This window comes from Flavobacterium tibetense (assembly GCF_003293845.1).
In the GTDB taxonomy this organism is placed as follows: domain Bacteria; phylum Bacteroidota; class Bacteroidia; order Flavobacteriales; family Flavobacteriaceae; genus Flavobacterium; species Flavobacterium tibetense.
Genome location: NZ_QLST01000013.1, coordinates 17,385 through 32,508, shown reverse-complemented (window position 1 = coordinate 32,508; position 15,124 = coordinate 17,385). Strand labels below are relative to the sequence as shown.

Sequence of the window (15,124 nt, the reverse complement as noted above, 5' to 3'; positions counted from 1 at the left end):
GTTGAAAGAGGTTTTACATAAAAAGTTTCATGTTTCTATAAAATTGCCATTTTTATGGCTGATTTTGTTTGCACCTATTTTGTTATTTTCTCAAGTAGAGCAAGAACAAGATAGCGTTAAAACAGGTTCAGATTTAGGAAGGTTGAATCCGCCAAATCCTAATAGTATTATAAATGCCTACACTTATAATCCAGCAACCGATAGATATATTTATACGAGTACGGTTGATGGTTTTAATATTAATTACCCTTTAGTTCTTACACCTGCACAGTATCAAGAGTTAGTACTTCGAGAGGAAATGCGAAAGTATTATAAGGAAAAATCAGCTGCAGTTGATGGTAAAAAAGAAGATGCTAAGCGCGATTTATTACCAAGATATTATGTAAATTCTAAACTATTTGAGACGATTTTTGGTAGTAATACCATTGACATCAAACCCACTGGTTCTGTAGAATTAGATTTAGGTGTGCGTTTCACAAAACAAGATAATCCAGCATTTTCACCACGAAATAGACAAACCACAACTTTTGATTTCGACCAAAGAATTAGCGTTGGTTTACAAGGTAAAGTGGGAACTCGTTTGAATGTGAATGTAAATTATGATACCCAATCCACATTCGCTTTTCAGAACTTAATAAAATTAGAATACGGAGCAGACGAAGATGATATCTTACAGAAATTAGAAGTTGGTAACGTTAATTTTCCTTTGTCCAATTCCTTAATTCGAGGTGCACAAAGTTTATTTGGTGTGAAAGCCCAACTTAAGTTTGGTAAAACCACTGTAACTGGGGTTTTCTCTGAACAAAAATCTCAAACAAGATCGGTTACTTCACAAGGCGGTGGGACTTTACAAGATTTCGAATTATTCGCTTTAGAGTACGATTCCGATCGTCACTTTTTCTTATCACAATATTTTAGAAATCAATATGATAGAGCACTTGCTAATTATCCATTTATAAACAGCCGAGCACAAATAACTCGAATTGAAGTTTGGATTACGAACAAACAAAATAGAATTAATTCTAACGAAAACAATTTACGAAATATCATTGCGCTACAAGATTTAGGAGAAGCGCCACTTTCTAACTTGCTGCCTCAAGAAGTCGTAGCTATCAATTTAACTAATCATCCAACGTTTTTTAACGCTGCTCCTGATACACCAACAAACAATTCCAACAATAAGTTCAATCCTAACCAAATTGGTTCTGGGACGAGTTTTTTAAACAATAATATTAGAGAAGTTCCAACGGCAAATAACGGTTTTAACATTACTGGTGTTGAAGAAGGAATTGATTATTCCAAATTAGAGAATGCAAGAAAACTCTCTGCATCCGAATATACCTTTCATCCGCAATTGGGTTATGTTTCGTTAAATCAGAGATTGTCAAATGATGAAGTTTTAGCTGTTGCATTTCAATATACTATTGGTGACCAAGTCTATCAAGTTGGAGAATTTGGAACAGATGGTGTGGACGCAACGAATGTAGATAATACTTCAGGAGTTGCAGTACCAAGCTCACAAGCCTTGATTCTAAAAATGTTAAAAAGCAACTTAACATTAGTGAAACAAAAAGCACCCAATCAAAACTTAACCATGCCTATTTGGAATTTGATGATGAAAAATATCTATCAAATCCCTTCTGCATTTCAATTACAACAAGAAGATTTTAGATTCAATATCCTTTATACAGATCCTTCTCCGTTAAACTATATTACACAAGCAGGTACAACACCACTTCCAACGGATGTTGCCGATACACCATTATTAAGAGTATTTAACGTTGATAAATTGAACTATACCAATGACCCACAAGAAGGTGGAGATGGTTTTTTTGATTTTATTCCAGGAATTACAATTGATACCCAATATGGTAGAATTATTTTTACTACCAAAGAGCCATTTGGAGAGCATTTATTTAAAAAGTTAGAAGACACAGGTGTTGAAAATTATAATGATCCATTAACTTATAATTCAAACCAAGCAAAATACGTTTTCAGGAATTTGTATGCATCTACACAAGCTGCGGCATTGCAAGACAGTGAGAAAAATAAATTTCAATTAAGAGGTAGATACAAATCATCAGGAGGAGATGGAATTTCTATTGGAGCATTCAATGTACCTCAGGGTTCAGTAGTAGTTACTGCTGGTGGAAGATTGCTAATAGAAGGACAAGATTACACAGTGAATTATCAGTTAGGTAAAGTTCAAATATTAGATCCTTCTTTACAAGCTTCCAATACTCCAATTGAAATTTCAGTAGAAAACAATGCCGTATTCGGTCAACAAACCCGACGTTTTTGGGGTGTAAATGTGGAACACCAATTCAATAAAAATTTCTTAGTTGGAGCAACGATGTTACGTCTTTCGGAGCGACCATTTACCAATAAAACGAATTACGGTCAAGAATCAGTAAATAATACCATTTTTGGAATAAATACCAATTTCTCAACTGAAGTTCCTTTTTTAACAAGATTAGTAAACAAACTTCCTAATATTGATACAGATGTTCCCTCCAATCTTTCCTTTAGAGGGGAAATTGCGTACTTAATGCCTGGAGCATCAAAAGCAGATCAATTCAACGGTGAAGCAACAACTTATGTAGATGATTTTGAAGGTTCGCAAACTACTATCGATTTGCGCTCGCCTTTAGCTTGGTCGCTTGCAAGTGTGCCTTTGGAAGATAATTATGATGGTGTTCCAAATGCTTCTGATCCACCTTCAAACGATGTTTCTATTGGATATAAAAGAGCAAAATTGTCTTGGTATTCTATTGACCCTGTTTTTTATACACAAACACCTGGAGGTATTTCTGATAATGACTTATCGTTAAACAGAACCAGAAGAATTTTCAGTAGAGAATTATTTCCTAATTTAGATATTGCTCAAGGACAATCAACGGTTATTAATACTTTAGATTTAACGTATTTCCCAAAAGATAGAGGGCCTTATAATTTTAATCCAATTGCTGCGGCTACCAATCAATTCTCAGAAATTGATGCTCCTGATAATTGGGGAGGAATTATGCGTGCCATTAACACAACTAATTTTGAGCAATCTAATGTGGAATATATCCAATTTTGGATGATGGATCCCTATTACGATAGTGGTAATCCTGCTGATTTTGTTGACCCAACGAATGTTGGTAAGTTAGTTTTCAACTTAGGTGAAATCTCGGAAGATATATTAAAAGACGGAAGAAAACAGTTCGAAAATGGTTTGCCAGCTGCAGGTTCAAATCAACCAACAACTACAACGGCATGGGGAAATCAACCCACATCGCAATCATTAATTTATGCGTTTGATACCAATGAAGCCAATAGAAATGTACAAGACGCCGGTTTTGACGGAATGTTAGATGCGGAAGAAGCAGCAAAGTATCCTGATTTTGCAGCTTATCCAGATCCAGCTGAAGATAATTACCAATTTTATTTAAGTGCAACTGGAGATGTAATTAATCGTTATAAAAATTACAATGGTACTCAAGGAAATTCACCTGTAAATGTAACTGATGCCAATAGAGGAAATACAACCTTCCCTGATGTAGAAGATATCAATAGAGATAATACGATGAATACCATCAATGCTTATTTTAAGTTTGATGTGCCTATTCAAGCCTATCCTTCTACTGAATCAGGAGTTCCTGTTGGACAAAACTATATTGTTGATACGAGAATAGATAATAATGTTGCACTACCCAATGGACAATCCGGTAAAGTGAGATGGATATTGTATAAAATTCCTATTCAAGATATTGCAAATGCAGAGAAGATTGGTTCTATAGAAGATTTGCGCTCTATACGATTCATTAGAATGTATATGACGGGTTTTAAAGATGAAGTGACTTTGCGCTTTGGAGCTTTAGAATTAGTTAGAGGTGAATGGCGAAGATTTACTAATTCACTAGACTTTAACGACCCTAATGTAGACGATGATGAAACAGGTTTTGATGTGGTTGCGGTAAATATTTTAGAAAATGCAACACGTGTTCCAATTCCTTATGTAACGCCACCTGGAGTTGAAAGAGAGCAATTATATAATAATAATACTATTATCAACCAAAATGAGCAGTCGTTGTCTTTAAGGGTTTACGACAAAAATGGAGGTTATGTAAATGGTCTAGAAGTTGGGGATAGTAGAGCGGTGTTTAAAAATGTAAGCGTAGACATGCGTCAATTTAAAAAATTACGTATGTTTTTACATGCAGAAGCATTGCCAAATCCAGAATCGCAACCGCTTCAAGATGATGAGCTGGCTGCTTTTATCCGTTTTGGTAATGATTTTACTGAAAACTTCTATCAAGTTGAAATTCCGTTAAAGGTAACCCCTCAAAACGCCACTCGACCAGAAGACATTTGGCCGGAAGAAAATGAAATTGAATTGCCTTTAGATTTGTTAACTAAATTAAAGATTTTAGCATTAAATAACGATTCCTCTATTGATTATGATCCAAATGGAATTGGTTTTGTAGAAGAAGAGGCTATTGGTTCTTCAGATAACCGATTAACATTGGGAATTAAAGGGAATCCTAACTTTGGTTTAGTAAGAACAATTATGGTTGGGGTGAAAAACCGTTCGGGTCAAATTGTTCGTGGTGAAGTTTGGTTCAACGAATTACGCCTGTCTGATATGGATAACAAAGGCGGATATGCAGCGGTAGCAAATTTAGATACCAATATTGCTGATTTTGCAACAGTTTCAGCAACTACAAGAATAAGTACAATAGGTTTTGGAGGAATTGAGCAAGGACCAAATGATAGAAGCAGAGAGGATGTTTTTCAATATGATATAGTTACTAACGTGAATTTGGGTCAAATGCTACCAAAAAAATGGGGCATTCGTTTACCGTTCAATTATGCAGTAGGAGAAGAAACTATTACGCCTAAATTTGATCCTTTTTACCAAGATATTGAGTTAAGTCAGCTATTAGATGTAACTACAGATGCTAATGATAGAGCTAATATCGAAAACAGAGCTATTGATTATACCAAACGTACTAGTATTAATTTTATTGGTGTAAAAAAAGATAGAGCACCAGAACAAAAACAACATTTTTACGATATTGAGAATATTACACTTTCTTATTCTCTAAATAGAATGCAACATCATAGTTATGAAATTGAAAATTTAGAGGATTTACAAAATAGAACGAGTGTGGATTATGCTTATGCATTCAAACCAAAATCAATTGAACCTTTCAAAAAGAATGAAAAATTCAAAAAGAATGGGTATTATAAAATGCTATCTGATTTTAATTTTAATTATTTACCAACAAACGTTTCTTTCAGTTCTAATATTCTAAGACAGTTCAATCGCCAACAGTTTAGATTGGTTGATGTACAAGGAATTGGTTTGGATCCTTTATTTAGAAGAAACTATTTCTTTAATTATAATTATGGATTTAATTTCGATGTTACAAAATCTTTAAAAGTTAATTATAATGCCAATACCAATAACATTGTTAGAAATTATTTGGACGAAAATAATGTGCCAATAGATGGTTTAGATATTTGGAATGGCTATTGGGATATTGGGGAATCGAATCAGCACAACCAACAAATTGTAGTGAATTACGAAATACCAATTAATAAATTACCAATATTTAGTTTCGTAAAATCGAATTATACTTATACTGGAGATTACAATTGGCAACGTTCTTCGGATTTGTTTGCCAATTTTGAAGACGAAAACGGACAACGTTGGAATTTAGGGAATACCATCCAAAATGCTAATTCACATAAATTGAATACAACATTTAACATGGATTTGTTTTACCGTTATATTGGATTAACGGGCAAGAAAAAGCCAAAAACACCAGCTCCTAAAAACGCTCCTCCACAACCAGGTCAAAAAATTCAAGCAGCTGCAAAAAACAATGCGGGTTCAGATGGTAATATAGTAGTAGAAAGATTAAAAGGCATACTAACAAGTGTTAAAAATATTCAAGTCAATTATACAGAGACTAACGGAACAGTTTTACCAGGGTATCTTCCTGGTTTAGGATTTTTTGGTTCTTCACGTCCTACAATGGGATTTGTATTAGGAAGTCAGTCTGATGTAAGATACGAAGCCGCTCGCCAAGGCTGGTTAACAAACTACCCTGAATTCAATCAGAACTTTACACAAATTAAAAATACACAGTTGAACTTTACAGCTCAAGTAGAGTTGTTTCCTGATTTAAAAATTGATGTAACAGGGGAGAGAATGCTGTCGGAGAACTTCTCAGAACAATATGATGTTACTGGAGGTCAATATAATTCAAGATCACCGTATGAATTTGGTAATTATAATATTTCAACTATTTTAATCAAAACGGCTTTTTCACAAAGTGACCAAAACTTTTCGGAGCCTTTTGAAGCTTTTAGAGATAATAGAATAATTGTTGCCAATCGTTTAGCTCAAAATTATTATGGAACGTCTTCTTTTCCTGTTGATGCAGAAGGTTATCCAGTAGGTTTTGGAAAAAATAGTCAGCAAGTTTTATTGCCAGCTTTCTTGGCAGCCTATTCAGGTTCTGACGCAAGTAGTGTTTCAACGGGTGTTTTTAAAAATGTACCTTTACCCAATTGGAATATTAAATATACGGGTTTAATGCGCTATACTTGGTTTAAAGATAAATTCAAGCGTTTTTCTTTACAACATGGATACAGAGCAAGTTATAATATTAATGCTTTCCGTTCTAATTTAAATGACGCAGCTCTTGATAATAACGGAAATTTCTTTGCTAAGACAATTATTTCTAATGTGAATTTATCAGAACAGTTCAATCCGTTAGTTCGTGTTGATTTTGAAATGAAGAATTCTGTCAATATTAGAGCAGAAATCAAAAAAGACAGAACATTAAATATGAGTTTTGATAATAATTTGTTAACAGAGGTAAGCGGAAATGATTACACTTTGGGATTAGGTTACAGAATTAAAGACGTAACGATTAATTCGTCATTAGCAGATAACCCAACAGGAGTAATCAAAAGTGATATTAACATAAAAGCCGATTTCACCTTAAGAAAAAACAATACAATCGTTCGCTATTTGGATTACAACAATAATGAATTGGCTGGAGGTCAAGATTTATGGTCTATTCGATTTACAGCAGATTATTCGTTCAGTAGAAATTTAACGGCAATTTTGTTTTATGACCATCAATTTTCACAAGCAGTTATTTCTACTGCATTTCCTATAACTAATATTCGAGGCGGTTTCACTTTACGATATAATTTTGGAAATTAAAAAAATAACAAAAAACCTTTTTTACATTTCAATTATTAAAACTACATTTGTGCATCAAAATAAATTTAACGATATGAATATTCCTGCTAATTTAAAGTACACAAAAGACCACGAGTGGGTTGCTATTGATGGTGATATTGCTACAGTTGGTATTACAGATTTCGCTCAAAAAGAATTAGGTGATATTGTTTACGTAGAAGTTGAAACTTTAGATCAAACTTTAGCTAAAGATGAAGTTTTTGGAACAGTTGAAGCTGTTAAAACAGTTTCTGATTTGTTTTTACCATTAAGTGGGGAAATTATTGAATTCAACGAAGATTTAGAATCTGAACCAGAAGCAGTAAATTCAGATCCATACGGAAAAGGTTGGATGATTAAAATTAAAGTGGAAAACACATTAGAAGTAGATTCATTATTATCTAGTGAAGATTATGCAGCATTAATTGGAGCGTAAATTTTTAATTCTTGCCATTTTTTGGACAGCTGTAATTACTTGGTTAAGCTTGGTTTCTTTTGAAAAAGTCCCAAGTGTTTCTATTTCGATACCAGGCAAAGACAAAACGGTACATTTTTTCTTTTATTTTTTCTTTGTTGTTCTTTGGGCAAAAGGATTAAATGCAAGAACTAAAAACCAACAATTAAGCATATTGTTTGTTGCAGTTGTATATGGCATAATTATTGAAGTGTTTCAAGATGTTTTTACTTTGACAAGAACCGCTGATGTCTTTGATGTTGTTGCTAATTCAATTGGAGCTATTTCAGGAATGGTGTTTCTTAGAGTAAAAAAATAATAGTAAAAAAATTGATAATTATTGCTAATATTCTTTATATTAGCACCTCAAAATTAAAGTTATGGAACTTAAGAAAAACCCTAATGTTGACCCAAAAAGAAATAGCACGCTATTCTTTCAGGTTGGTTTAGTTGCTATTTTGTTGATTTCTTATATTGGGATTGAGTTAAAATCTGAAGACCCAAGAGAAGATAAAGAAGATGAATTTGTTACTGATAATATTGTAGTTGATGATGATGAAGCAATTATCACATTACCTCCAATACAGAGACTTCCACCACCACCACCGCCTGCACCAGAGGTAATTGAAGTGGTGAAAGATGAAATCAAATTAGAAGATAAAAAAATTGAAACTACGGAAGTAGAAGAAAATAAACCTGTTGTGATTGTGAAAGCGTCAGATGTTGGTGGAGATGGTGATGCAGATGATTTTGATGGGGAGCTGCCTTTTGCTGTTATTGAAGATATTCCATTGTTTCCAGGTTGTGAGACAGTTCCTAAAGCGAAACGTTTAGAATGTTTTAACGAACAAATGGCAAAACACATTAAAAAACATTTTAGCTATCCTTCAAGAGCTGCAGATAACAATATTCAAGGTAGAGTTTCTGTTCAGTTTGTGATTGATAAACAAGGTAATGTTATTGATATTCAAACAAGAGGACCTCAAGAAGGTGAATTGTTGGAAAAAGAAGCACAAAGAATTATCTCTAAATTACCGAAGTTCACACCAGGTAAACAAAGAGGAAAGCCTGTTAAAGTTAAATACGGTTTACCAATTAACTTTACTATAAGATAATTTCAATCCCGACCAAATGGTCGGGATTTTTTTTGGCACGTAAATTGTAAATGTTTTGTTAAAGAGTTGTTAACTTAATATTTGTAATTATGAGAACGAATGAAAATTTCCAAAGAAAAACCAAAAATAGTGTAATCTATTTTCAAGTGGGTTTAATTGCAGTACTAGTTTTAGTGTTGTCTTTTTTAGAGTTTAAGTTTTTATCTTTTTCAAAAGATACAGTTTTTAAAGCAGAGCCAACATGGACAGAGGAAGCTGCATTCGTGTATAATCCAGAAGTAATTAAGTCAAATCCTATTGAAACTAAAGCTATAAAACCTGTAGTTAAATTACCAAAGGAGTTTGTTGATGTTGATATTAAAAAAGATGATGAAGTTATTAAAAAAGAAGATTTAGCTTCAGAAAATCCATCAGATACAAAATCGGATGTTGAAGTTAAAACAGATGTTACTAATAATAACAACAACACAACATCTACTGTAGATAAACCAACGATATTTTCAGTGGAGCAATTGCCCATGTTTAAAGCTTGTAAAGGGTTAAAAAGAAGCGAACAAAAAGCTTGTTTCGATGAGCAATTGGCCAAAGCAATTTCTAAAAACTTAGTGTATCCAAATAAAGATTTGGAAAACAAAAGACAAGGAACAGCAGTGGTTGAATTTGTGATTGACGAAAAAGGAAACATTACCAATGTAAAAGCGTTGGATAACAACAGAGCAACACCAGCTATGCAAGTAGCAGCAGAAAAAGCGGTAAGTAAATTGCCAAAATTAGAACCTGCGAAGCAAGGTGATGTTGCCGTAAAAATTAAATATGTGATCCCAATTTCTTTCAAAGTGAATTAAATTGACATTTAAATAGAAAAAAAATCCCTTTTCGAAGGGATTTTTTTATTTTTACATCTTAATTACTTAATTCATTTCCAATGAATGTCAAACAATTTCTAGATTCAACGTATTTAAAAACAGCTGCTCAAGCGGGAATTTCAGAAAGTGAAAATCATCTAGTGGTGCAAAATGCCATTCAAGAAGCTATTGATGAAGATTTCAAACTTATCATGATTCGTCCAGAATGTGTGACTTTGGCCAAAAAAATGATTTCAGATGCCAATTCTAAAGTTACCATTGGAACTGTAATTGATTTCCCAAAAGGAGATAATGATTTGGATTTTAAACTAGCTGAAGCAAAATTGGCCATCCAAAATGGAGCAGACGATTTAGATTTTGTATTAGACTATGAAGCCTTTAAACGCGGTGAAGTAGAATTGGTAAAAAATCAAGTAATTGCTTGTACTAAATTAGGTTTAGAACATCACAAAATCGTAAAATGGATTATTGAAGTGGCTGCATTATCACCCCAACAAATTATCCAATTAACGGCTTTGGTTAAAAATTGTGTCATTGCTAACTTCAAAGAAGCGCAGTACGAAAAAGTTTTCGTGAAATCTTCCACAGGATTTTACCCAACAAAAAACGGTTTGCCCAATGGCGCTACAATAGAAACAATTACATTGATGCTTGAAAATGCTTGTCCATTGCCAGTTAAAGCAGCTGGTGGTGTTCGTTCGTATGATGAAGCGGTTGCTATGATTAAATTAGGTGTAAAAAGAATCGGAACTTCCGCTGCAAAAGCTATTGCAAACGGTCAACAATCACAATCGGAATATTAAAATCATGAGAAATTATATAGTTGTTCTTTCGTTAGTTTTAGGAATTAATTGGGCTACTGCTCAAGTACAATCAACGGAACAAATGCCGCAATTTCCGGAATGTGAAAACGAAGTAAGAGAAAATCAAGAGGCTTGTTTTTACAATACCATTCAAACTTTTTTCTTCCAAAATTTTAAAGTGCCGCAAGAAATTGTAAGTAGTAATTACAAAGGAAATATTTATGCTGTTTTTGAAGTAGATACTATTGGGAAATTCAAAACATTATATATTGATGCGGTTTCATCCTCGTTAAAAGAAGAAACGCAAAGAGTTTTCGATGCCTTACCAAAAGTAAAACCAGCAACCTATTCTGGAAGACCAACATTTGCCAAATACACTATCAAAATCGGTATTCCATTGGAAGAGCCAACGCTTTTTGGAACAAAATCAAATGTAATTGTACAAGATAAAACCAATTCCGTTCTAATTGATAATAAAAAAGAATTAACTGAATTTGAAGATGTAGCTAAAAACTACAAACCTTTCGAAAATCTGCAATACAAGAGCAATTTGAATGTTGCTTTTACGCATTTGAATTATGCCAATTTTGATGCCTTATTAAATCAAGTTGGGAGTAACAATCACACGGCTACCAAACCGTATTCGTATGCAGAAGTAGCCAAATATTACGATTTTGAAGCGGTGAACCAACAATTAATGAAACAAAAAGACGGTTGGTGGGGACGAAAAATCTTCAATGAAAACCTGATTGCGATTCAAGGCGAAAAATATTGGTTTACTATGAATCCTATTTTTGATTTTCGTGGTGGAAAAGATTTAGATAGTGAAATATCAAACACATTTGTCAATACTCGAGGAGTTCAAATACAAGGTGCTTTGGGAGAAAAACTAACATTCACCACATCAATTTACGAAAGTCAAGGAAGATTCGCGGATTATTACAATGCCTATTCAGAAACTTTAGCGCCTTCAGGCGGAAATCCTGCGATTATTCCCGGAATTGGTATTGCCAAACGATTTAAAGATGATGCTTATGATTTTCCAATGGCGGAAGCAAACTTGAAATACAAACCGAATGAATTCATAGACTTACAATTGGGCTACGGCAGAAATTTCATTGGTGATGGTTATCGTTCGTTGTTGCAGAGTGATGCTACGAGTCCATATCCGTTTTTTAAAATTAATACGTCTTTTTGGAAAATCAAGTATACCAATACCTATATGTGGTTGAAAGACGTGCGACCAGAAGTCACCGTTGACGGAGCTTATGCTTCAAAATACATGGCAAGTCATTATTTGAGTTATAATTTGACCAAGCGATTGAACATTGGTTTGTTTGAAAGCGTAGTTTGGTCTAATACCAATGACAGAGGTTTTGATGTGAATTTTGTGAATCCAATTATTTTTTATCGTGCGGTGGAATTTTCGTCTTCTTCAAGAGCGGGAAATGCCGTTTTGGGAGCTACTGCCAAATACAAATGGAACAACCAAATCAATTTTTATAGCCAATTTTTGTTAGATGAATTCGCGATTGGTGATGTTAGAGAACAAAATCAAAGTTGGCGAAATAAATTTGGTTACCAAATAGGAGCGAAGTATTATGATGCCTTCCAAATTAAAAATTTAACCTTACAAGTGGAATACAACCAAGTGCGACCTTATGTGTATTCGCACAGCAATCCGTTGACGAATTATGCGCATAATAATATTAGTATGGGACACCAATGGGGCGCTAATTTCAGAGAATTAGTAGGAATTGCCCGTTACCAAAAAGGAAGATATTACGGAGAAGCAAGATTAATTTACGGACAAAGAGGTTTTGATTTTAATGACGGAACAGATAACTTCAATTACGGTGGCAACATCTATTTAGACTACGATGAAAATCGTCCTTTTGATACTGGAGTTGGAATTGCACAAGGAAACAAAACCAATGTGATGATTGCGGATTTGCAATTGGGTTATTTGGTAAATCCAGTAACCAATATGCGTTTGTTTGGGAATTTCATGTACCGAAATTTTGATCCAACAGCGCAAACCGCCTCTACAGTTCAATCAACGACCACTTGGATTTCTATTGGATTAAGAAGTGATTTATTTAACTGGTATTTTGATTATTAATTGGAAGTTTTGAAATAAAATTAAGTACTTCAGCTCTTTCAAAAAAAAGCAAAGTGAATAACACAAAAAACCCAAAAGTTTTTCAACTTCTGGGTTTTACTTTTTTATAACAGTTTCTTAAATGAAAGCGTTTATTTTTAACATGGTGGTGGATGATTTGTAATAAGTCACATTCCTATATTGTCTATTTTTTTAAATATTCTATTCCATCAAATATTAATTTATTTTCAGATACAACTCTAATATAATCCATTTTTAGCCGTCTAAAATTTATATAATTATAAGTAAGTTCAGGAACATCAATTTCAATCTTGTTAGATTTCTTGTTTTTTATCTTTTGATTAAAAGTATTTATTACATTAATGTTTTTTTCTTTTACACTTATAAATGGCTCAACATAAATTGTTAGCTCGATATCATAAATTTCGAATGAATTTGAAATAGGGATTTTTAATAAATTATTATTAATTTCAGTATAAGTAAAATATCTATTTAATTCCTTGTCATTAGTTCCTAATTGCAACATGTATTTTAGCTCCCTTTTGGTCTTACTATTATACTTTTTTTCAATTGGATTAGTTATTTTTATGTATAAAGTATCTAAGTTATTAGTTGTTTTTTCTTTAATGTTAAAATCTAAGAATCCAGAATTAAAATCGTTTATTGATGTAAGTTCTATGATAGAATTATTGATTATTTTGAATGAACCTTTACTCAATGTATCACAACAATTATAATATGAAAAATCTTTTCCAGAAAATTTATCTAAAAAAGTAAATGTATTTTCTTTAAAATGTATTTCTTTTCTTTCGTCACCAATTGCATAATATATATCATGAATACTTATTTCATTACCATTGAATTTTTCTGTCGATTTACAATTAATAAACAAAATAGAAAAAGGAACTAAAATTTTAATTACTGTTTTCATTTCTTAAAATTTTTCTTAAATAATTATTTTTAATTTCACCTGAAAACCACTTTCGTATTAGAGATAGGAGCTTTGTTTGAGCTCTTTTATAAAAAACCACCAAAAGTGTTTTAACTTCTGGGTTTTACTTTTTTAAAACTGTTTCTTGAATGGAACCATTTATTTTATTATTATTCTTCTTAGACGTTACGATTGTTAGTTAATATGTTTTCTATTAATTTATAATTTGTTTGTTTTGGTTATAGCTACTCAAAATCAATCGCTCTAAATCTTCAAAAGAACAATCTAATGTAGAATGAGTTATATGTACAATAGTTCCATATTGAACTTTGTTAAACTTTGCGTAAAACTTAAAAATACAATTGTCTAATCTTTTCATGTATTCATCCTCATTTTCTAATTCTAATAATAAATATTTTCCCTTCCCACATGTTTTAGTTTTGACACTAATTACATCAGACCATTTAATAAAACCAAGATTTAAATATTCAGTATTGTTAAATATTCCATTTTCATTTATAATTAATCCAGCTTTGTTTTTAAACAGTTTTGAAAATAATGGATATAAATAGATTAATGCTAAAATAATGCCCAATATTCCTATTGTAAAAATTATATGTTTATTTCTACAAATTACAGAAGTAAATGTTTGTGGGGTAAGTACAAATAAAAAACATGTCAAGAAAAAAATGTTTATATAAAACAAAGATTTTAATATCTTTTTTTTATCAAGTTTAATTTCGATATTTTTCTTCATTACGCAAATTTAAATTTTATTCCGTCTTTTATCTTAAAGCTAACTTTTTTAAAGTTCTACAATTATAAGAATTTATTTTTAATTTCAACTGAAAACACTTTCGCATTAGGGATAGGAGCTTTGTTTGAGCTCTTTTATAAAAAACTATCAAAAGTTTTTCAACTTCTGGGTTTTACTTTTTTAAAACAGTTTCTTGAATTGAACCGTTTATTTCAAAATGGTTTGGAGGTTGCTGTGGTGCGAACTAACGAATTGTTAAGTTCGTCTTTATTGTTTTTATTTTAAGGTAAATCATCTGTATTTGAAATTCCTCTTTCACAATTAAGGTCAATGCCCGCTAAAATATTTTTATTTTTATTATAATAAACAGTTACTAATCTAGATACAATCTCACTTGAGATTGTAACACAATATTTACTTCTTTCTGCAAAATCTAATACTTCTTTAATTGATTTATCTAGACCTTCTCTTGTGGATAAATCTAATATGATAAAAGAATTGTTTTCCACTATTATAAAAAAGCCCCTAGAACTAGAACTAAATGCGGAAAATGCATATAAACCATTAATTAGTTCTCCTTTATGCTTGTTGTTAAAAATACCTCTTAAATTAAAAGTATGTTCTCCATTTCTAAGCTTGTTTGCCCTAATACTATCAATCTCACTTTTGCTTTGTAAAAAATCAATAAGCTTAATCTTTATAGAATCAAAAGTTTGTTCACTGGTAACTTGACTTTTACATGATATAAAAAATATCAACATTGAATAAATAAACATCTTCTTCATAATTACTTTTTCTCGTCCTAAAATAAGTTACCTATATTTCTTCTT

The 15,124-nt window shown here is 32.1% G+C and carries 10 protein-coding genes; 7 read left to right on the top strand and 3 right to left on the bottom strand.

Annotated features, from left to right (window positions below; genetic code table 11):
- Window position 1 precedes the first annotated feature (1 nt).
- The 7 genes from sov (at window position 2) to DPN68_RS10435 (ending at window position 12,606) form a co-directional block, all read left to right on the top strand.
- Window positions 2–7,228 carry a T9SS outer membrane translocon Sov/SprA gene (gene sov, locus DPN68_RS10465; RefSeq protein ID WP_239987089.1) on the top strand — a complete coding sequence of 2,409 codons (7,227 nt, stop codon included), beginning with the start codon at window positions 2–4 and terminating at the stop codon, window positions 7,226–7,228.
- A gap of 73 nt (window positions 7,229–7,301) precedes the next feature.
- The gene (gene gcvH, locus DPN68_RS10460; RefSeq protein WP_113989643.1) at window positions 7,302–7,682 is read left to right on the top strand and encodes a glycine cleavage system protein GcvH; all 381 of its coding nucleotides are present in this window, start codon (window positions 7,302–7,304) and stop codon (window positions 7,680–7,682) included.
- The gene (locus tag DPN68_RS10455; RefSeq protein WP_113989599.1) at window positions 7,672–8,019 is read left to right on the top strand and encodes a VanZ family protein; all 348 of its coding nucleotides are present in this window, start codon (window positions 7,672–7,674) and stop codon (window positions 8,017–8,019) included. The genes gcvH and DPN68_RS10455 overlap by 11 nt, the downstream gene beginning before the upstream one ends.
- Window positions 8,020–8,080: 61 nt before the next feature.
- Window positions 8,081–8,815, top strand: coding sequence for an energy transducer TonB (locus tag DPN68_RS10450; protein WP_113989598.1), 735 nt, complete (start codon window positions 8,081–8,083; stop codon window positions 8,813–8,815).
- 89 nt (window positions 8,816–8,904) lie between these two features.
- Entirely contained in the window at window positions 8,905–9,660 is a 756-nt protein-coding gene (locus DPN68_RS10445; protein ID WP_113989597.1) for an energy transducer TonB, read from the top strand.
- 80 nt (window positions 9,661–9,740) lie between these two features.
- Window positions 9,741–10,484, top strand: a complete 744-nt coding sequence (gene deoC / locus DPN68_RS10440) for a deoxyribose-phosphate aldolase (RefSeq protein WP_113989596.1) — start codon at window positions 9,741–9,743, stop codon at window positions 10,482–10,484.
- 4 nt (window positions 10,485–10,488) lie between these two features.
- A complete protein-coding gene (locus DPN68_RS10435; protein ID WP_113989595.1) occupies window positions 10,489–12,606 on the top strand; it encodes a gliding motility protein RemB in 2,118 nt (705 codons plus the stop codon).
- A gap of 184 nt (window positions 12,607–12,790) precedes the next feature.
- Here DPN68_RS10435 and DPN68_RS10430 read toward each other — a convergent pair whose 3' ends face one another.
- The 3 genes from DPN68_RS10430 to DPN68_RS10420 all read right to left on the bottom strand — a co-directional run bounded on the left by DPN68_RS10430 (window position 12,791) and on the right by DPN68_RS10420 (window position 15,079).
- On the bottom strand, window positions 12,791–13,537 hold the full coding sequence (locus tag DPN68_RS10430) for a hypothetical protein (RefSeq protein ID WP_113989594.1): 747 nt from the start codon (window positions 13,535–13,537) through the stop codon (window positions 12,791–12,793).
- Between the two features lie 214 nt (window positions 13,538–13,751).
- The gene (locus DPN68_RS10425) at window positions 13,752–14,294 is read right to left on the bottom strand and encodes an STM3941 family protein (RefSeq protein WP_113989593.1); all 543 of its coding nucleotides are present in this window, start codon (window positions 14,292–14,294) and stop codon (window positions 13,752–13,754) included.
- 281 nt (window positions 14,295–14,575) lie between these two features.
- Window positions 14,576–15,079: a hypothetical protein gene (locus DPN68_RS10420; protein WP_113989592.1), complete on the bottom strand. Its 504-nt coding sequence runs from the start codon at window positions 15,077–15,079 to the stop codon at window positions 14,576–14,578.
- Window positions 15,080–15,124 lie beyond the last annotated feature (45 nt).